This window comes from Pseudomonas fulva (assembly GCF_023517795.1).
Lineage (GTDB): Bacteria > Pseudomonadota > Gammaproteobacteria > Pseudomonadales > Pseudomonadaceae > Aquipseudomonas > Aquipseudomonas fulva_D.
In genome coordinates, this window is sequence record NZ_CP082928.1 from 446,996 (window position 1) to 465,929 (window position 18,934).

Annotated in this window: 16 protein-coding genes; 3 read left to right on the forward strand and 13 right to left on the reverse strand. The window is 63.9% G+C overall.

Annotated elements, in window-relative coordinates:
* Positions 1-3: 3 nt before the first annotated feature.
* The 6 genes from nqrE to K8U54_RS01935 form a co-directional block, all read right to left on the reverse strand.
* A complete protein-coding gene (gene nqrE / locus K8U54_RS01910) occupies positions 4-612 on the reverse strand; it encodes an NADH:ubiquinone reductase (Na(+)-transporting) subunit E (protein WP_074880290.1) in 609 nt (202 codons plus the stop codon).
* Between the two features lies 1 nt (position 613).
* On the reverse strand, positions 614-1,282 hold the full coding sequence (locus tag K8U54_RS01915; RefSeq protein ID WP_074880293.1) for an NADH:ubiquinone reductase (Na(+)-transporting) subunit D: 669 nt from the start codon (positions 1,280-1,282) through the stop codon (positions 614-616).
* A gap of 3 nt (positions 1,283-1,285) precedes the next feature.
* Positions 1,286-2,071, reverse strand: a complete 786-nt coding sequence (locus K8U54_RS01920) for a Na(+)-translocating NADH-quinone reductase subunit C (protein ID WP_249908634.1) — start codon at positions 2,069-2,071, stop codon at positions 1,286-1,288.
* A complete protein-coding gene (locus K8U54_RS01925) occupies positions 2,064-3,275 on the reverse strand; it encodes an NADH:ubiquinone reductase (Na(+)-transporting) subunit B (RefSeq protein WP_249908635.1) in 1,212 nt (403 codons plus the stop codon). Before K8U54_RS01925 ends, K8U54_RS01920 begins: the two co-directional genes overlap by 8 nt.
* Before the next feature lie 2 nt (positions 3,276-3,277).
* On the reverse strand, positions 3,278-4,615 hold the full coding sequence (locus K8U54_RS01930; RefSeq protein WP_249908636.1) for a Na(+)-translocating NADH-quinone reductase subunit A: 1,338 nt from the start codon (positions 4,613-4,615) through the stop codon (positions 3,278-3,280).
* A 356-nt stretch (positions 4,616-4,971) separates the two neighbouring features.
* A complete protein-coding gene (locus tag K8U54_RS01935; RefSeq protein ID WP_249908637.1) occupies positions 4,972-6,420 on the reverse strand; it encodes a glyceraldehyde-3-phosphate dehydrogenase in 1,449 nt (482 codons plus the stop codon).
* 152 nt (positions 6,421-6,572) lie between these two features.
* Here K8U54_RS01935 and mfd point away from each other — a divergent pair, with 152 nt between their 5' ends.
* Positions 6,573-10,016, forward strand: coding sequence for a transcription-repair coupling factor (gene mfd / locus K8U54_RS01940; RefSeq protein WP_249908638.1), 3,444 nt, complete (start codon positions 6,573-6,575; stop codon positions 10,014-10,016).
* 213 nt (positions 10,017-10,229) lie between these two features.
* Here the strand turns inward: mfd and nagZ are convergent, their stop codons facing one another.
* Together nagZ and K8U54_RS01950 are read right to left on the reverse strand one after the other, a co-directional pair.
* A complete protein-coding gene (gene nagZ / locus K8U54_RS01945) occupies positions 10,230-11,228 on the reverse strand; it encodes a beta-N-acetylhexosaminidase (RefSeq protein WP_249910376.1) in 999 nt (332 codons plus the stop codon).
* Positions 11,229-11,394: 166 nt separating this feature from the next.
* Positions 11,395-12,099: a TetR/AcrR family transcriptional regulator gene (locus K8U54_RS01950; protein WP_249908639.1), complete on the reverse strand. Its 705-nt coding sequence runs from the start codon at positions 12,097-12,099 to the stop codon at positions 11,395-11,397.
* Positions 12,100-12,349: 250 nt separating this feature from the next.
* Here K8U54_RS01950 and lexA point away from each other — a divergent pair, with 250 nt between their 5' ends.
* Both lexA and sulA read left to right on the forward strand, forming a co-directional pair.
* Positions 12,350-12,961 (forward strand): transcriptional repressor LexA, encoded by a 612-nt coding sequence (gene lexA, locus K8U54_RS01955; protein ID WP_075963132.1) that lies wholly within the window; start codon positions 12,350-12,352, stop codon positions 12,959-12,961.
* An 11-nt stretch (positions 12,962-12,972) separates the two neighbouring features.
* Positions 12,973-13,428, forward strand: a complete 456-nt coding sequence (gene sulA / locus K8U54_RS01960) for an SOS-induced cell division inhibitor SulA (RefSeq protein WP_249908640.1) — start codon at positions 12,973-12,975, stop codon at positions 13,426-13,428.
* Between the two features lie 93 nt (positions 13,429-13,521).
* Here the strand turns inward: sulA and K8U54_RS01965 are convergent, their stop codons facing one another.
* From K8U54_RS01965 to fadA, 5 genes are all read right to left on the reverse strand, one after another.
* Positions 13,522-13,761, reverse strand: coding sequence for a hypothetical protein (locus K8U54_RS01965; protein ID WP_027910358.1), 240 nt, complete (start codon positions 13,759-13,761; stop codon positions 13,522-13,524).
* Positions 13,762-13,873: 112 nt separating this feature from the next.
* A complete protein-coding gene (locus K8U54_RS01970; RefSeq protein ID WP_249908641.1) occupies positions 13,874-14,395 on the reverse strand; it encodes a DUF6586 family protein in 522 nt (173 codons plus the stop codon).
* 52 nt (positions 14,396-14,447) lie between these two features.
* Positions 14,448-17,054 (reverse strand): type I DNA topoisomerase, encoded by a 2,607-nt coding sequence (gene topA, locus K8U54_RS01975; protein ID WP_249908642.1) that lies wholly within the window; start codon positions 17,052-17,054, stop codon positions 14,448-14,450.
* A gap of 255 nt (positions 17,055-17,309) precedes the next feature.
* Positions 17,310-17,546, reverse strand: coding sequence for a DUF1653 domain-containing protein (locus tag K8U54_RS01980; protein WP_249908643.1), 237 nt, complete (start codon positions 17,544-17,546; stop codon positions 17,310-17,312).
* A gap of 203 nt (positions 17,547-17,749) precedes the next feature.
* Positions 17,750-18,925, reverse strand: coding sequence for an acetyl-CoA C-acyltransferase FadA (gene fadA, locus K8U54_RS01985; RefSeq protein WP_070886860.1), 1,176 nt, complete (start codon positions 18,923-18,925; stop codon positions 17,750-17,752).
* Positions 18,926-18,934 lie beyond the last annotated feature (9 nt).

An 18,934-nucleotide genomic window follows, 5' to 3' on the forward strand; every position in this document is an offset into this window, starting at 1 on the left:
CCCTTACAGCTGTACGCCGGAGAACGACATGAAGCCCAGCGACATCAGGCCAACGGTGATGAAGGTCAGGCCCAGGCCGCGCAGACCGGCGGGTGGGTCGCTGTACTTGAGCTTCTCGCGGATGGCGGCCAGCAGCACGATGGCCAGCGCCCAGGACACGCCCGCGCCGGCGCCGTAGACCACGCTCTCGGTGAAGTTGTAGTCGCGCTCGACCATGAACAAGGTGCCGCCGAAGATGGCGCAGTGCACGGTGATCAGCGGCAGGAAGATGCCCAGCGCGTTGTAGAGCGACGGCAGGTACTTGTCGAGCACCATCTCCATGATCTGCACCACCGCGGCGATCAGGCCGATGTAGCAGATCAGGCCGAGAAAGCTCAGGTCGACTTCCGGCAGGCCGGCCCAGCTCAGCGCCCCTTCCTTGAGCAGGTAGACGTACAGCAGGTTGTTCAACGGCACGGTGATGACCATCACCACGATCACCGTCAGGCCGAGCATCAGGGAGGTTTCGACCTTCTTGGAAATCGCCAGGAAGGTGCACATGCCCAGGAAGAACGCCAGCGCCATGTTCTCGATGAACACCGCACGGACGAACAGGCTGATGTAATGCTCCATATCAGTAAGCCTCCTCGTTCTTCACCTGGGGCGCCATGCGGTACTCGACCTTCTCCACCTGCTCCTTCTTGTAGCTACGCAGGGCCCAGATGAACAGGCCGATCAGGAAGAACGCCGACGGCGGCAGCAGCAGCAGGCCATTGGGCTGATACCAGCCACCATTGTTGACGGTGTGCAGGATCTCGATGCCCAAGAGCGAGCCGGCACCGAACAGCTCGCGCACGATACCCAGCGCCACCAGCATGGCGCTGTAGCCCAGGCCGTTGCCCAGGCCATCGACGAACGACGCTACCGGCGGGTTGGACATGGCGAAGGCTTCGGCGCGCCCCATGACGATGCAGTTGGTGATGATCAGGCCGACGAATACCGACAGCCGCTGACTCAGGCTGTAGGCATAGGCCTTGAGGAACTGATCGATGACGATCACCAGGGAGGCGATGATCACCACCTGGGCGATCATGCGGATCGAGCCCGGGATCTGGTGGCGCACCGTCGAGATGAAGAAACTCGAAAACGCCGTGGTCAGGGTCAGCGCGATGGACAGCACCAACGCGGTGCTCAGCGCTGAAGTGACCGCCAGCGCCGAACAGATACCGAGAATCTGCAGGCCGATCGGGTTCTTGTTGAGGATCGGATCGAGCAGCAGTTCTTTCATGGTGGGTTTGGACATGGATCAAGCCTCCCCTGCGGACAGCTTCTTGAGGAACGGCGCGAAACCATCCTCACCGAGCCAGAAGTGAATCATGTGGGTCACGCCGTTGGCGGTCAGGGTCGCACCCGCGATGGCGTCGACCTGGTAATCGGCCTGCGGGCTCTGCGGATTGACGCTGCCCTTGATCACGCGCAATACCGGTTCGCCATCCTGGTAAACCTTCTTGCCGACCCACTTGGCCTGCCAGTTGGGATTGTCGATCTCGCCACCCAGGCCCGGCGTTTCACCGTGCTGGTAGAAGCCGATACCGGCAACCGTCTCCAGGTCGCTCTGCAAGGCCACGAACCCGTACATGGTCGACCACAGGCCGTAACCACGCACCGGCAGCACCAGGCGCTCGAGTTCGCCGTTCTGCTCGATCTGATAGACCACCGCGTAGTGTTCCAGGCGACGGATCGAGGCGATGTCGCGCTCTTCCGGGATCATGCTGGACAACGACGAATCGGCGACGGCCTTGTTCTGGTCGAAGGTGTGCGGATCGAAGGCGTCGCTGTAGTCGCCGGTGCGCAGGTCGACCAGGCGCGGCGTGACACGCGAGGAGAACACCTCGCGCACTTCGTCGCTGGACATGCCCGGCTGCCACAACTCGGCGATCACCAGCACCGCGCGCTGGCGGTCGACCAGGGCGTTTTCCTGCTGGGTAGGACGCAGGATCAGCGCGGCAGCCGAAACGGCGATGGAGCACACCAGGCACAGCACCAGGGTCACGACCAGCGTGCGTGTCGGGGTTTCTTTGAGCTTAGACATTACGCGCCAGCCTCCGCTTGATGTTGGCCCGCACCACGTAGTGGTCGATCAGGGGCGCACACAGGTTGCCGAACAGGATCGCCAGCATCACGCCTTCCGGGAACGCCGGGTTGACCACACGAATGATGGTCACCAGCAGGCCGATAAGGATGCCGAAGATCCACTTGCCGGTATTGGTCATGGAGGCCGACACCGGGTCGGTGGCCATGAAGATCATGCCGAAGGCGAAGCCCCCGGTGACCAGGTGCCAGTACCAGGGCATGGCGAACAGCGGGTTGTTGTCCGAGGCGAGGGCGTTGAACAGCGTGGCGGTGGCGATCATGCCGATCATCACTCCGCTGACGATGCGCCAGGAAGCGATCTTGGTGACCAGCAGCACCGCGCCGCCCAGCAGGATCGCCAGGGTGCCGGTCTCGCCAATGGAGCCCGGCATCAGGCCGATGAAAGCCTGGGTCCAGGTCAGGCCGTCATCGATCAGGCCATCGACACCACTGCCGCCGATGGTGGCCAGCGCCGTGGCGCCCGCGTAGCCGTCCACGGCCGTCCACACGCCGTCACCGGAAATCTGCGCCGGGTAGGCGAAGAACAGGAAGGCGCGGCCGACCAGGGCCGGGTTGAGGAAGTTCTTGCCGGTACCACCGAACACTTCCTTGCCGATCACCACGCCGAAGCTGATGCCCAGCGCGACCTGCCAGAGCGGAATGCTCGGCGGCAGGATCAGGGCGAACAGCACGGAGGTGACGAAGAAGCCTTCGTTGACCTCGTGACGGCGGATGGAGGCGAACAGCACTTCCCAGAAACCACCGACGATGAACGCCGTGAGGTAGATGGGCAGGAAGTACGCCGCGCCCTGGATGAAGTTGTCCCACAGGCTGCTCGGGTCGAAACCGCCCAGCGCACCGATCAGCGCGAAGCGCCAGCCCTCCTGGGCGGCCAGCAGATCGGGGCTCTGCGCGTAGACCAGGTTGGCCTGGTAGCCGGTGTTCCACATGCCGAAGAACATCGCCGGGAAGGTGCAGGCCCAGACGGTGATCATCATGCGCTTGAGGTCGATGCCGTCGCGCACGTGAGCGGTGGTCCTGGTCACGCTGCCGGGGCGATAGAAGAAGGTGTCCACGGCTTCGTAGAGCGCGTACCACTTCTCGTACTTGCCACCTTTTTCGAAGTTGTGTTCGATCTTGTCGAGGAACTGACGTACGCCCATGTTCAACCCTCCTTCTCGATGAGGGTCAGACAATCACGCAGGATCGGACCGTATTCGTATTTGCCGGCACACACGTAGGTGCACAGCGCCAGGTCTTCCTCGTCGAGCTCCAGGCAGCCCAACTGCTGGGCCATCTCGGTGTCGCTGACGATCAGCGAACGCAGCAGTTGCGTCGGCAGGATGTCCAGCGGCATCACCTCTTCATAGTTGCCGACCGGCACCATGGCGCGCGGGCTGCCATTGGTGCTGGTGGAGAACGCGAAGCGCTTGGCGGCGTTGAGCTTGGACACGAAGATATTGAGGATCGAGTGCTTGTTCACCCCGGCGCGCAGGTAGTGCAGCATTTCGCGCTCGGTGCCTTCGGCCAGGCACGACACCTGCAAGTGGTAACGCCCCAGGTAGGTACAGGCGCCACGGGAGGTGCGGCCGCCGAGTACCGAACCGGAGATCACCCGGTTGTCGCCAGGGACCAGTTCGCCTGCGCTCAGCTCGGTGAGATCGGCACCCAGACGGGTACGCAGCAGACGCGGGCGCTCGACTACCGGCCCGGCCAGCGCGACCACGCGCTCGACCCACAACTGGCCGCTGGTGAACAGCTTGCCGACCGCGATCACGTCCTGATAGTTGATGGTCCACACGCTCTTGCTGGCGCTGACCGGGTCCAGGTAATGAATGTGGGTACCCGGCAAGCCGGCCGGGTGCGGCCCGGCAAAGGCCTGGCTGCGCACACCGTCCACCTGCTCGCCCGGCAGGCTCACGCCCGGTGCCTTGCACAGGAACACCGGGCTCAGGCGCGTCAGCACCTTGAGGCCGTTTTCGAAATCGTCGGCATGCTCGGCGATGATCGGCGCGGGATCCGCGGCCAGCGGGTGGGTATCGATGGCGGTGACGAAGATCGAGCTGGGCACGGCATCGACGGCCGGCACCTTGCTGAACGGCCGGGTACGCAGCGCCGTCCACAGACCGGACTGCTGCAGATTGTCGCGAACCTGGCCGGCATCGAGGCTGCCCAGCTGAGCGGCCGGATACTGGGCGAAGGTCTCCTGTTCGTCGCCATCGAGATCGATGACCACCGATTGCAGCACGCGCTTTTCACCGCGGTGAATCGCGCTGACCACACCGGCACCTGGCGCGGTGTAGTGGATGCCCTCCGAGCGCTTGTCGGAGAACAGAACCTGGCCCAGCTTGACCCGGTCGCCCACCTGCACCGCCATGGTGGGCTTCATCCCGTGATAATCGAAGCCTATGACAGCCACGCTGCGCACCGGTCTCGAGGTATCGATCTGCTGAGCCGGCGCGCCTGCTATGGGCAGATCGAGCCCACGTTTTATTTTGATCATAGGTTTGCCTAACCACTGAGCTTATAAGTTTTTGAATGACGCTCGACAAACCGTCAGTCACAAAGCAGGACGCACCCCAATATCGCTATTGGCGTGGATCAATGTCGAACGCGGGTAAGAAATCGCCGGGATTATAGAGTTGTGCGACAACGGGACGCCACCCGGGCGGCCGGCTTTTTTCGGATTTCCGTTACAGAACGCAACAGAAATTTAACGACGACAGGCGCGCCGGGCGGCGACATAACGCCGCACCACCCTGCCCTTCGGATTCAGAACCCGGTGGCTGCAACGAAAACGGCAGGCAAAAAAAATGGGAGCCCGAAGGCTCCCATCTGGTGTCGCCTAGCGTGCGGCGATCAGCGCGGGAAGGCAGGCGGGTTGACCCCGGCCATCTCTTCCATCACGCGAATCACCTGGCAGCTGTAGCCGAACTCGTTGTCGTACCAGACGTACAGCACGACACGGTTGTCGTTGGCGATGGTGGCTTCGGCATCGACCACACCGGCATGGCGCGAGCCGACGAAGTCGGTGGACACCACTTCCTGGGAGCTGACGAAGTCGATCTGCTTCTGCAGGTCCGAGTGCATGGCCATCTGGCGCAGGTACTCGTTGATCTCTTCGCGGCTGGTGGCCTTCTCCAGGTTCAGGTTGAGAATGGCCATGGACACGTTCGGCGTCGGCACGCGAATCGCGTTGCCGGTCAGCTTGCCCTTGAGCACCGGCAGTGCCTTGGCGGCAGCGGTGGCGGCACCGGTTTCGGTGATGACCATGTTCAGCGCGGCGCTACGGCCACGACGGCTGCCCTTGTGGAAGTTGTCGATCAGGTTCTGGTCGTTGGTGTACGAGTGAACGGTCTCGACGTGGCCATTGACGATGCCGTACTGGTCATTGACCGCCTTGAGCACCGGCACGATGGCGTTGGTGGTGCAGGAGGCGGCCGAGATGATCTTGTCGTCGGCGGTGATTTCGCCATGGTTGATGCCATGCACGATGTTCTTCAGCGCGCCCTTGCCCGGTGCGGTGAGGATCACGCGGTCGATGCCCGGGCACTTGAGGTGCTGGCCCAGGCCGTCGGCATCACGCCATACACCGGTGTTGTCGACCAGCAGCGCATCCTTGATGCCGTACTGGGTGTAGTCGATGGCCGACGGATCCTTGGCGTAGATCACCTGGATCAGGTTGCCGTTGGCGGTCAGGGTGCTGTTGGCTTCGTCGATGGTGATGGTGCCGTCGAACTTGCCATGTACCGAGTCGCGGCGCAGCAGGCTGGCGCGCTTGACCAGGTCGTTCTCGGCGCCCTTGCGCACGACGATGGCACGCAGACGCAGGCCGTCGCCACCACCGGTGTGTTCGATCAGGATACGCGCCAGCAGGCGACCGATACGGCCGAAACCGTAGAGCACCACGTCGGTGCCCTTGCGTGGCGAGGCGTTCTGCTGGTTGGCGACGTCGGCCAGCTCGTCCTTGACGAACTGCTCGATGCTGCGGCCGTTACCTTCAGCCTTGAACTTGCCGACCATCTTGCCCAGGTCGACGGACGCCGCGCCCAGCCTGAGCTCGCTCATGGCCTTGAGCACGGCGTAGGAATCGTGAACGGCCAGGCCGTTCTCGTCAGCCTGACGGTGACGGGCGAAGCGATGCGCCTTGAGAATCTCGATGACCGAGCGGTTGATCAGGCTGCGGCCATGGATCGACAGCACCACGTTGTTGTTGCGGTACAGCTGACCGATCAGCGGAATCATCGCCTCGGCGAGAGCTTCACGGTCAATCCATTCACCAAGACACTGGTCGGGCTTCTGAGTCACGGCATTACCTTCCACATGTAGGGGCTGAAAAAAGGGGCTACATTATGACGACCCGGCCAGGGGTCGGCAATCTACAGCGGTCGAAACACTGACAGCCATCCTCGCGGATAGTTACAATCGGGGGCCAAATCGTTACCAATCGCGAGCCACCCGTGCCTGTACTGCGTCTGCCGTCCTTGCCGGCCACCGCCGGTAAACAACACTGGGGCAACCTGCCCGGTGCCGCGCTGAGCCTGGCCATCGCCGAGGCGGCCACCTGCGCCAAACGCTTCACCCTGCTGCTCACCGCCGACAGCCAGAGCGCCGAGCGCCTGGAGCAGGAACTGAGCTTCTTCGCGCCCGAACTGCCGGTGCTGCACTTCCCGGACTGGGAAACGCTGCCCTACGACCTGTTCTCGCCGCACCAGGACATCATCTCCCAGCGTATCTCGGCGCTCTACCGCCTGCCGTCGCTGAGCCATGGCGTGCTGGTGGTGCCGATCACCACGGCGCTGCACCGGCTGCCGCCGAAGCGTTTTCTGCTGGGCAGCAGCCTGGTGCTGGACGTCGGCCAGCGCATCAATGTCGATGACATGCGCGCACGCCTGGAGGCAGCCGGTTATCGGTATGTCGATACCGTCTACGAGCATGGCGAGTTCGCCGTACGCGGCGCGCTGATCGACCTGTTCCCCATGGGCAGCAAGCAGCCGTTCCGTATCGACCTGTTCGACGACGAGATCGAGACCCTGCGCACCTTCGAGCCGGAGACCCAGCGCTCGATCGACAAGGTGGAATCGATCAAGCTGCTGCCGGCACGGGAGTTCCCCCTGGAGAAGAAGGCCGTCACCGACTTCCGCGGCCGCTTTCGCGAGCGCTTCGACGTCGACTTCCGCCGTTGCCCGATCTACCAGGACCTGTCCACCGGCATCACCCCGGCGGGCATCGAGTACTACCTGCCGCTGTTCTTCGAGGAAACCGCCACCCTCTTCGACTACCTGCCCCAGGACACCCAGGTGTTCTCGCTGCCCGGGATCGAAAAGGCCGCCGAGCAGTTCTGGACGGATGCGCGCAACCGCTACGAGGAACGCCGCGTCGACCCCGAGCGGCCGCTGCTGCCGCCCGCCGATATCTTCCTGCCGGTCGAAGACTGCTTCGCCCGCCTGAAGGACTGGCCGCGGGTGGTGATCAGCCCCGAGGACATCGAGCCAGGCGTCGGCCGTACGCGCTTCGAGGCCAGTGCCCTGCCCGACCTGGCGATCCAGGCCAAGACCAGCGAACCGCTGGCAGCCCTGCGCCGTTTCATCGAGGAATACCCGGGCCGCGTGCTGTTCTGCGCCGAATCCGCCGGGCGCCGCGAGGTGCTGCTCGAACTGCTCGCCCGCCTCAAGCTCAAGCCCAGGGAAGTCGAAGGCTGGCCGCAGTTCTGCGCGAGCAAGGAGCGCCTGGGCATTACCATCGCGCCGCTCGACGAAGGCCTGCAGCTCGAAGATATCGCGCTGATCGCCGAAAGCCCGCTGTTCGGCCAGCGCATCATGCAACGCCGTCGCCGCGAGAAGACCCGCGACGCCGGCGACAACGTGATCAAGAACCTTACCGAGCTGCGCGAAGGCGCACCGGTGGTACATATCGACCATGGCGTGGGCCGCTACCTGGGCCTGGTGACCATGGAGTTCGACGGCCAGGCCGCCGAATTCCTCGCCCTGATGTACGCCGAGGAAGCCAAGCTCTATGTGCCGGTGGCCAGCCTGCACCTGATCGCCCGTTACACCGGCAGCGACGACGCCCTGGCGCCGCTGCACCGGCTGGGCTCGGAAACCTGGCAGAAGGCCAAGCGCAAGGCCGCCGAACAGGTACGCGACGTGGCCGCCGAGCTGCTCGATATCTATGCACGCCGTGCCGCCCGCGAGGGCTATGCCTTCAGGGACCCGAAAGCCGATTACGAAACCTTCAGCGCCGGCTTTCCGTTCGAGGAAACACCGGACCAGCAGAGCGCCATCGAGGCGGTGCGCGAAGACATGCTCGCCGCCAAGCCGATGGACCGCCTGGTGTGCGGCGACGTCGGCTTCGGCAAGACCGAGGTGGCCATGCGCGCCGCCTTCATCGCCGTGCACGGCGGCCGCCAGGTGGCAATCCTGGTGCCCACCACCCTGCTCGCCCAGCAGCACTACAACAGCTTCCGCGACCGCTTCGCCGACTGGCCGGTGACCGTCGAGGTGATGAGCCGCTTCAAGAGCGCCAAGGAAGTCAATGCCGCCATCGAGCAGCTGGCCGAAGGCAAGATCGATATCATCATCGGCACCCACAAGCTGTTGCAGGATGACGTCAAGATCAAGAACCTGGGCCTGGTGATCATCGACGAGGAGCACCGCTTCGGCGTGCGCCAGAAGGAGGCCCTCAAGGCCCTGCGCAGCGAAGTGGACATTCTCACCCTGACCGCCACGCCGATCCCGCGCACCCTCAACATGGCGGTGTCGGGCATGCGTGACCTGTCGATCATCGCCACGCCGCCGGCACGGCGCCTGTCGGTGCGTACCTTCGTCATGGAGCAGAACAAGCCGACCATCAAGGAGGCGCTGCTGCGTGAGCTCTTGCGCGGCGGCCAGGTGTATTACCTGCACAACGACGTGAAGACCATCGAGAAATGCGCCGCCGATCTCGCCGAGCTGGTGCCCGAGGCGCGCATCGGCATCGGCCACGGGCAGATGAACGAGCGTGAGCTGGAACAGGTGATGGGCGACTTCTACCACAAGCGCTTCAACGTGCTGATCGCCTCGACCATCATCGAAACCGGCATCGACGTGCCGAGCGCCAACACCATCATCATCGAGCGCGCCGACAAATTCGGCCTGGCCCAGTTGCACCAGCTGCGCGGCCGGGTCGGCCGTAGCCACCACCAGGCCTACGCCTACCTGCTGACCCCGCCGCGCAAGCAGATGACCGATGATGCCCAGAAGCGCCTCGAAGCCATCGCCAATGCCCAGGACCTCGGCGCCGGCTTCGTGCTGGCCACCCATGATCTGGAAATCCGCGGTGCCGGCGAGCTGCTCGGCGACGGCCAGAGCGGGCAGATCCAGGCGGTCGGCTTCACCCTGTACATGGAAATGCTCGAACGGGCGGTCAAGTCGATCCGCAAGGGCGAGCAGCCCAACCTCGACCAGCCCCTGGGCGGCGGGCCGGAAATCAACCTGCGGGTGCCGGCGCTGATCCCCGAGGACTACCTGCCAGACGTGCACGCCCGCCTGATCCTCTACAAACGCATCGCCAATGCCAGCGACGAGGACGGCCTCAAGGAACTGCAGGTGGAGATGATCGACCGCTTCGGCCTGCTGCCCGAGCCGACCAAGCACCTGGTGCGCCTGACGCTGATGAAGCTGCAGGCCGAACGGCTGGGCATCAAGAAGATCGATGCCGGGCCGCAGGGCGGACGCATCGAGTTCGCCACGGAAACGCCGGTCGATCCGCTGACGCTGATCAAGCTGATCCAGAGTGCGCCGAACCGCTACAAGTTCGAAGGCGCCACGCTGTTCCGCTTCTCGGTGCCGATGGAACGCCCCGAGGAACGCTTCAATACCCTGGAAGCACTGCTCGAACGCCTGCTGGCCACGGTGAAAAGCTGAAAACCATCAGGGCCGCTTATGCGGCCCTGATGGTTTGTGGCATGGGTGATTGAAGACGTCGCTTAAGCGACTGTTGTAAGGCAGAAGCGGACATCGAGTGTAGGAGGGGCTTTAGCCCCGAGCTTTTTATCAAGGCAAACAAAGAGCTCGAGGCTAAAGCCTCTCCCACGAGTTACACGACCGGCCGCTCCCGCCACTAAGCGGTAGTTCGCCTCACTCCACCAACTGCGCGGCCCGCAACGCCGAGAGCGCCTGCGCCCAGCGCGGATTCTGGCGATAGTCGACACCAGGGAAAGCGCGACGGCGCATACGCGCCAGGCCCTTGGGCGCCACCACCTTGAGGCGCTGCGCCGCCGACAGCGCCAGCTCCGCCGCCGCCCGGTCATTGCACACCAGGCCCATGTCGCAGCCGGCAGTCAGCGCGGCCTCGATACGGCTGGCCGCATCGCCGACCACATGGGCGCCGGCCATCGACAGGTCATCGCTGAAGATCACGCCCTCGAAGCCCAGCTCGCCGCGCAGGATGTCCTGCAGCCAGCGGCGCGAGAAGCCGGCCGGTTGGCTGTCGACCTGCGGGTAGATGACGTGGGCCGGCATCACCGCGGCCAGGTCGCGGCTCAGCGCCGCGAAGGGCCGCAGATCGTTCTGGCGGATTTCCTCCAGACTGCGCTCATCAAGGGGAATCGCCACGTGGGAGTCGGCCTCGGCCCAGCCATGCCCGGGGAAATGCTTGCCCGTGGCAGCCATGCCCGCCTCCGCCATGCCGCGGATAAAGGCACCGGCCAGCTGCGTGGCGCGCTCGGGGTCGCCCTCGAAGGCGCGATGGCCGACCACCGCACTGCGCCCGTGGTCCAAGTCCAGCACCGGGGCGAAGCTCAGGTCCAGCCCCACCGCCAACACTTCGGTGGCCATCAGCCAGCCGCACTGGCGCGCCAGCTGCTCGGCACCGGCGCAACCGGCGATGGCCCGCATCGCCGGTAATTTCACGAAGCCCTGACGCAGGCGCTGCACACGCCCGCCTTCCTGATCCACCGCCAGGAGCAGGTCGGGACGCACCGCCCGGATGGATTCGCACAATTCCCGCACCTGCCGCGGGCTGTCGATATTGCGGGCAAAGATGATCAGGCCACCGACCTCGGGCTGGCGCAGCAACTGGCGATCCTCGGCGGTCAGCCAGGTACCGGCGATATCCACCATCAGGGAGCCATACAGGGGAGTCGTCACAACGGAATTCCTTGAAGATAGGCATCACGCCCAATGGCCATCTGACAATGGCGCGACAAAGGGTTCCCGTCGCACGGGCGACGGGAGCCAGCCGCTACGACAGGGCGCGATAAAGGGTGGTAGCTTAGGGGCAGCCGAGGCCCACCGACAAGCCTCAGGGCTTGCTGATGGGTGGACCTTTGTGACGGGGAATCAGCTGCGCCGATGCCAGACGCGGATCGGTCACCCCGCTCTCCGAGCGCATGCCGGCCGCCAGGAACGGCACCATCAGGCGCATCACCTGTTCGATCGAGGTGTCGACTCCGAAGTCGCTCTCGGCCATGGCACGCAGCGCCTTGATGCCGGACATGCTGAACGCCGCCGCACCAAGCATGAAGTGCACGCGCCAGAACAGCTCCAGGGGCGGAATACCGGGTGCCGCTTCGTGCACCAGGTACATGTAGCGGCGAAATACCTTGCCGTAGACCTCTTCGAGGTATTTGCGCAGGTGGCCCTGGCTCTGGCTGAATGCCAGGCCCAGCAGGCGCATGAAGATCGACAGATCGTTGCCGCTGCGCGGCTTGACCGCCAGGGCCTGCTCGACCAGCAACTCGAGCAGTTCCTCGAGGCTGAAGGTCACGCCGGGCTTGCTCTGGCGCTTGTCCAGCTCACGCTCCAGGCTGGTGCAGAATGGCCCGAGAAAGCGCGAGAACACCGCCTGGATCAGGGCCTTCTTGGAGCCGAAGTGGTAATTGACGGCCGCCAGATTGACCCCGGCCTTACTGGTGATCAGGCGCAGCGACGTTTCGGCAAAGCCCTTCTCCGCGAACAACTGCTCCGCCGCGTCGAGAATGCGTTCAACGGTTTCCGATTGCGCCATGACATCCACCAGACAAACAAGTGTTTGAAACATACGTTTCAGCGCGTGCCACTGTCAAGTCGCGCAGGGCGTATTCTGGCTGCTCAGTCACCATTTGGCGAGCGCGTCGCACGTCACCGCCGCCCGCTACCCCGGGGTACCGGTCATCCGCTGCCTGGCCCTCTATCGACACGGCGGGCATCAACCGATTGCCAAGCACGACTTACTGTATATAATCCCAGTCACTGTATAAAAAGCCAGAGCGCCTCACATGATCAAGCTGACGCCCCGCCAAGGCGAAATTCTCGCCTTCATCAAGCAGTGCCTGGAAGACAACGGCTACCCGCCAACCCGCGCGGAGATCGCTCAGGCCCTGGGCTTCAAGTCGCCCAACGCGGCCGAAGAACACCTCAAGGCCCTGGCACGCAAAGGCGCCATCGAGATGACCCCGGGCGCCTCCCGCGGCATTCGCATTCCGGGCTTCGAGCCCAACCAGGAAGAGGAAGACGGGCTGCCGGTGATCGGTCGCGTCGCCGCCGGTGCGCCCATCCTGGCGCAGCAGCATATAGAAGAGGCCTGCCGGATCAACCCGGACTTCTTCCGCCCCAAGGCCGACTACCTGCTGCGCGTACGCGGCATGAGCATGAAGGACATCGGCATCATCGACGGTGACCTGCTGGCGGTGCATACCACCAGTGAAGCGCGCAACGGCCAGGTGGTGGTGGCGCGCATCGACGATGAAGTGACGGTCAAGCGCTTCAAGCGCGAAGGCAATACCGTGTGGTTGCTGGCGGAAAACCCGGAGTTCGCGCCGATCGAGGTGAATCTCGAGGAGCAGGACCTGGTCATCGAAGGTTTGAGTGTCGGCGTCATCCGCCGCTAATTGGAGGCGTCATGCAGTTCCCCCAGTCGTTGAGCCGTAACCAGCTGCCCCTGTTCGATGCCTTTCTGGCCTCGACCCTCGCAGCTGTAGAGGAACCAGCCAGCCAGGAAGCCGCATTCAGCGAGGTGTCGCTGCGTGGTGCCGCTGGGCATTGCCTGACGCTACTGGCGCCCATGCTGCGGGAACTGAGCGAGAAGGATGACGAACGCTGGCTGACCCTGATCGCGCCGCCCGCCAGCCTGACCCAGAGCTGGCTGCGTGACGCCGGCCTCAACCGTGAGCGCATCCTGCTGCTGCAGCCGCGCCGCAACCAGAGCCCGCTGCAACTGGCTCAGGAAGCCCTGAAGCTTGGCCGCAGCCACACCGTGGTCAGCTGGCTGCACCCCCTGCCCCAGCAGGCACGCCAGCAGCTCGAAGCAGCGGCGCACACCGGCAAGGCGCAAAGCCTGAATATCAGCCTGGGTTGAGGTATCGGCGGCGAGCAAGAATCCGATAGAAAGCAAAAGGCCAGCGAATCTGCTGGCCTTTTGTTTATCTGGGTACGCTCAGGCCACTGCCTGTCAGTGAAGCACGCGCGGCTGCTCGTCTTCTTCGTGCTCGAAATCGCCCTCTGCCATTCTGCCCGCCATCTGCACGCCGACATTGAGCATCGCCTTGGCGACCTCCACATGCTGGCCCTGCAGGAACGCCTTGGCATCTTCGGAGAAGTCCAGCACCACCAGTGCTTCCTCATCGTCGGCGCGACGCAGGGCGATGCGCCCATCGGGCAGTTCGACGATTTCAAGGAAAGACGTAGGCATGACTCGGATTCTCCACGAAAGGCCGCCCAGTGTAACAGCGAGCCTGGTTGATCGCTTGGCGAAAAAGCCGCCAATTGCCGAACGGGCGTTCAATCAAGGGCAAGCGGCGCGATTACCACTCGCTGAGGCCCTCACGAAAACGCTGGGCCAGCGCCTTGAGCGCCTGCCGCCAACCTTCCAGGGTTTCGCGTTCGAGCAGCGGCGGCTCGTCGCCCAGACTCACCGCCTCGATCAGCGCGGAAGTGCTGGGATCGCCCTTTGGCTCTCGCGGCTGACGTGGCGGCTTGAATAGCTCGGCATGGGCGGCCAGCAGCTGCCCCAGCCAGGTCTGCCGGTTTTCGGCCAGCTCGACCAGTTCCGCCAGCTCCGGGCTTGGCGCCCCGCTCAGGCTCTGGCGATCCAGCAGCACTTCGGCACGGGCAGCGCTGCTGTTGGGCAGACGGTAGAAGCCGGCGATCTCATGGCACAGCCCGAGCAACGCACCGTACAGATGAAACAGCGTGGCTTCGCGTTCGGCCTGTATCAGCGCCTGGGCATTCATTGCCCGCCCCTCTTCAGCCTTGCGCCAGGACTCCAGGGAGAGGCCAGCGTAGAAGATCTTCTGATTGGTCCGGGTATACAGTTCGCCAGCCATATGCACTCTCCAGATAGCCTCGGGTGCGCGCATGACGCGCACCGAGCACGGATCAACGCTTGTCTTCGACCTTCCACTTGCCGCCGTCGAAGAACGCCTTCCAGCCAGTGGGCTTGCCGTCCACCTCGGTCTGTACGTATTGCTCCTTGGTCTTGCGGCTGTAGCGGATCACCGCCGCACGGCCTTCCGGATCGCGCGCCGGCGCATCGAACAGGAAGTGGTACTTCGGATCGATCTCGTCCTTGTGCGGCAACAGCTCGAGTACCAGGGGTGCCCGGGTTTCGCGGTTCTTCGGGAACTGGCTGGCAGCCAGGAACAGCCCCGACGCGCCATCGCGCAGCACGTAGGTGTCCTCGACCTTCTCGCACTTGAGCTCCGGCATCTTCACCGCATCCATCTTGGGTGGCGCCGGCTCGCCGTTGCGCAGCAACTTGCGGGTGTTCTTGCATTCGCTGTTGGTACAGCCGAAGAACTTGCCGAAACGGCCGGTCTTGAGCTGCATCTGGCTGCCGCACTTGTCGCATTCCAGGCTCGGGCCCTCATAGCCCTTGATGCGGAACTGGCCCTGCTCGATTTCATAGCCCGCGCAATCCGGGTTGTTGCCGCAGATATGCAGTTTGCGGGTCTCGTCCAGCAGGTAGGCGTCCATCGCCGTGGCGCAGATCGGGCAGCGATGCTTGCCCAGCAGCACCCGCGATTCCGACTCGCCCTCGTCATCGGCGGCGATCTCGTCGCCCGGCACCAGGTTGATGGTGGCCTTGCAGCGCTCTTTCGGCGGCAGGGCGTAGCCCGAGCAACCGAGGAACACACCGGTGGAGGCGGTACGGATCATCATCGGCCGGCCACATTCGCGGCACGGGATATCGGTCAGGGTCGGCGTGTTGGCGCGCATGCCGTTGTCGCCGTCGGCGGCCACTTCGAGCTTCTTCTTGAAGTCGCCGTAGAACTCGTCGAGCAGGTGCTTCCACTCGCGCTCGCCCTGGGCGACGTCATCGAGATTCTCTTCCATGCCGGCGGTGAAGCCGTAGTCCATCAGGTCGGCGAAGCTCTCGCTGAGGCGTTCGGTGACGATGTCGCCCATCTTCTCGGAATAGAAGCGGCGATTGTGCAGGGCCACGTAGCCGCGATCCTGGATGGTGGAAATGATCGCTGCATAGGTCGACGGACGGCCGATACCGCGCTTTTCCATTTCCTTGACCAGGCTGGCTTCCGAGTAGCGCGCCGGCGGCTTGGTGAAGTGCTGGCTGGGGTCGAGCTTGATCAGCTTGAGCGACTCGCGCTCCTTCATTTCCGGCAGCACGGCGTCGTCGCCCGGCTTACTCATCTGCGGCTGGGCACGGGTATAACCATCGAACTTGAGGATACGGCCCTTGGCGCGCAACTCGAACTGCGCGGCGGTGACGGTCACGGTGGTCGACAGGTATTCGGCCGGCGGCATCTGGCAGGCCACGAACTGGCGCCAGATCAGCTCGTACAGGCGCTCGGCGTCGCGCTCCATGCCGGACAGCTGGGTCGGTCGCAGGTTGACGTCCGAAGGTCGGATCGCCTCGTGCGCCTCCTGGGCGCCCTCCTTGCTCGAGTAGTAGTTGGGCTTTTGCGGCAAGTATTTGCTGCCGTACTCGCTGTCGATGAAGCCACGCACCATCTCGATGGCATCGGCCGACAGGTTGGTCGAGTCGGTACGCATGTAGGTGATGTAGCCGGCCTCGTAGAGACGCTGGGCCATCATCATGGTCTTCTTCACCCCGAAGCCCAGGCGCGTGCTGGCCGCTTGCTGCAGGGTGGAGGTGATGAACGGCGCGGTCGGCTTGCTGCTGGTCGGTTTGTCCTCGCGCTTGGCGACGCTGTAGCTCGACGCCTTGAGAGTCGCCAGCGCGGCCGTGGCCTGGGCTTCGTTCAGCGGTTTGAAGGCGGCGCCGTTCTCGCGCACCACTTCGAAGCGCACCTGGGCGTCCTTGGCAGTACCGAGGTCGGCGTGCACTTCCCAATATTCTTCGGGCACGAAGGCGCGGATTTCCTTCTCGCGTTCGACCACCAGCTTCACGGCCACCGACTGCACGCGGCCGGCCGACAGGCCACGGGCGATCTTCGCCCACAGCAGCGGCGAGACCATGTAGCCCACCACGCGATCCAGGAAGCGGCGCGCCTGCTGGGCGTTGACGCGGTTGATGTCCAGCTCGCCCGGGGCGGAGAACGCTTCCTGGATGGCCTTCTTGGTGATCTCGTTGAACACCACGCGCTTGTAGCGGCTGTCATCGCCACCGATGGATTCGCGCAGGTGCCAGGCGATGGCTTCCCCCTCTCTATCCAAGTCGGTCGCGAGATAGATGGTATCGGCTTCCTTGGCCAGGCGGCGCAGTTCCTCGACCACCTTCTCCTTGCCGGGCAGGATTTCGTACTTGGCTTTCCAGCCGTGCTCCGGGTCGACGCCCATGCGCGCGAACAGCTGGCGCTTGGCCTTTTCCTTCGGCGACAGCGCCGGCGCCTCGCCTGCCGCTGCCTTGCCGCGCTTGGCAGGTTCCTTGGTAGCCGCCCCGCCGCTGGTGGGCAGGTCGCGGATATGGCCGATGCTCGACTTCACCACGTACTGGCTGCCCAGGTACTTGTTGATGGTCTTGGCCTTGGCCGGGGATTCCACGATGACCAGCGATTTACCCATGGATTGGAAAATTCCTGAAATTCGGTAGGTGAACGGCGACAGGCGCCTGAAAACACTGTTGGGCGTATCGAGTCGACGCGTAACGCATCGACGATGAAGGCGCCCGCTCGATGGAGCGAACGCGAGAAGCGTGGTGCTGCCGCGGACCAGAGAGGTGCTTTTGCACACCTGCGATTGCCCTGCGTTCAGCTTTGGCCCCGCTATATATAGTGGCGGTCAAGGCAAGGTCAAGGGCGACCGCTTCCTGAGGTGCCCTCAGGGGCGACTGAAAACGCTCGCTTCGGCCTCGACCAAAGCAAAGCGTGGAACCCGCTCGCCGTCCAGTTCCACCTCGCCGGTGAACATTGCCAGCGGTCGCACCCAGAGGCCGAATTCGCCATACAGCGCCTGGTAGACGACCACTTCCTCTTCGCTCTCCGAGTGCCTGGCCACGCCCAGCACACGGTACTCGGGACCTTTGTAATGACGGTAGAGACCGGGTTGCAGCGACATCATTCAATTTCCTGGAAAATTTTTCGTCCGATACGAAGGAACGACCTCGGCAAGTGTCCGACGATCCGCCCCGCTGGCCTCCCCACTTGCCGGAGCGCCAAAAAACAAAAACCGGGGCAGAAGCCCCGGTTGTGCAACCTGTACAGCGGATTGGAAAGAACCGCTGCGCCACCTTTATATAACGCAGCAGTCCAGGCGAATCCTCAGATGCGCTCGAACACCGTGGTGATGCCCTGGCCGAGGCCGACGCACATGGTGGCCACGCCGAAGGTGCCGTTGTTCTGCTTCATCACGTTCAGCAGGGTACCGGAGATACGCGCCCCGGAACAACCGAACGGATGACCCAGCGCAATGGCGCCACCGTGCAGGTTGACCTTCTCTTCCATCTTGTCGAGCAGCTTGAGGTCCTTGAGCACAGGCAATGCCTGGGCGGCGAAGGCTTCGTTGAGCTCGACGAAATCGATGTCATCGATGGTCAGGCCGGCGCGCTTGAGCGCCTTCTGGGTGGACGGCACCGGGCCGTAGCCCATGATCGCCGGGTCGACGCCGGCCACGGCCATGGCGCGCACCACGGCCATCGGCTGGATGCCCAGATCCTGGGCACGCTGGGCGCTCATGACGATCATGCAGGAGGCGCCATCGGTGATCTGCGACGACGTACCCGCAGTGACGGTGCCGCCCTTGGGGTTGAACGCGGGCTTGAGGTTGGCCAGGCTTTCCAGGGTGGTTTCCGGACGAATGGTCTCGTCGTAGTCGAAGACCTTGAGGAAGCCGTTCTCATCAAAGCCCTGCATCGGGATGATCTCGTCCTTGAACTTGCCTTCGACCGTGGCCTTGTGGGCCAGCTGGTGCGAACGCACGCCGAACTTGTCCTGGGCCTCGCGGCTGATGTTGTGCATCTTGCCCAGCATCTCGGCGGTCAGGCCCATCATGCCGGACGCCTTGGCGGCGTACAGCGACAGGTGCGGGTTCGGGTCGACGCCATGCATCATGCCGACGTGGCCCATGTGCTCGACGCCGCCGACCACGAAGACATCGCCATTGCCGGTCTGGATCGCCTGCACGGCGGTGTGCAACGCGCTCATCGACGAGCCGCACAGGCGGCTGACGGTCTGCCCGGCACTGGTGTGCGGGATCTGGGTCATCAGCGAGGCCATGCGGGCGATGTTCCAGCCCTGCTCCAGGGTCTGGTTGACGCAACCCCAGATGACGTCCTCGACTTCCTTGGGGTCGACCTTGGCGTTGCGCTCCAGCAGTTTGCTGATCAGCTGCGCCGACATCGTTTCGGCACGGGTGTTACGGTGCATGCCGCCCTTGGAACGACCCATTGGGGTCCGGCCGAAGTCGACGATGACTGCATCTCTTGGATTCAGGCTCATAAATTCACT

Excerpts from the sequence above, each read along its gene's own strand:
- fadA (WP_070886860.1), bottom strand. The coding sequence starts at position 18,925 with ATGAGCCTGAATCCAAGAGATGCAGTCATCGTCGACTTCGGCCGGACC.
- lexA (WP_075963132.1), top strand. The coding sequence starts at position 12,350 with ATGATCAAGCTGACGCCCCGCCAAGGCGAAATTCTCGCCTTCATCAAG.
- sulA (WP_249908640.1), top strand. The coding sequence starts at position 12,973 with ATGCAGTTCCCCCAGTCGTTGAGCCGTAACCAGCTGCCCCTGTTCGAT.
- K8U54_RS01970 (WP_249908641.1), bottom strand. The coding sequence starts at position 14,395 with ATGGCTGGCGAACTGTATACCCGGACCAATCAGAAGATCTTCTACGCT.
- K8U54_RS01925 (WP_249908635.1), bottom strand. The coding sequence starts at position 3,275 with ATGGGCGTACGTCAGTTCCTCGACAAGATCGAACACAACTTCGAAAAA.
- K8U54_RS01920 (WP_249908634.1), bottom strand. The coding sequence starts at position 2,071 with ATGTCTAAGCTCAAAGAAACCCCGACACGCACGCTGGTCGTGACCCTG.
- K8U54_RS01930 (WP_249908636.1), bottom strand. The coding sequence starts at position 4,615 with ATGATCAAAATAAAACGTGGGCTCGATCTGCCCATAGCAGGCGCGCCG.
- K8U54_RS01950 (WP_249908639.1), bottom strand. The coding sequence starts at position 12,099 with ATGGCGCAATCGGAAACCGTTGAACGCATTCTCGACGCGGCGGAGCAG.
- K8U54_RS01980 (WP_249908643.1), bottom strand. The coding sequence starts at position 17,546 with ATGTCGCTGCAACCCGGTCTCTACCGTCATTACAAAGGTCCCGAGTAC.
- K8U54_RS01965 (WP_027910358.1), bottom strand. The coding sequence starts at position 13,761 with ATGCCTACGTCTTTCCTTGAAATCGTCGAACTGCCCGATGGGCGCATC.
- K8U54_RS01915 (WP_074880293.1), bottom strand. The coding sequence starts at position 1,282 with ATGTCCAAACCCACCATGAAAGAACTGCTGCTCGATCCGATCCTCAAC.
- nqrE (WP_074880290.1), bottom strand. The coding sequence starts at position 612 with ATGGAGCATTACATCAGCCTGTTCGTCCGTGCGGTGTTCATCGAGAAC.
- topA (WP_249908642.1), bottom strand. The coding sequence starts at position 17,054 with ATGGGTAAATCGCTGGTCATCGTGGAATCCCCGGCCAAGGCCAAGACC.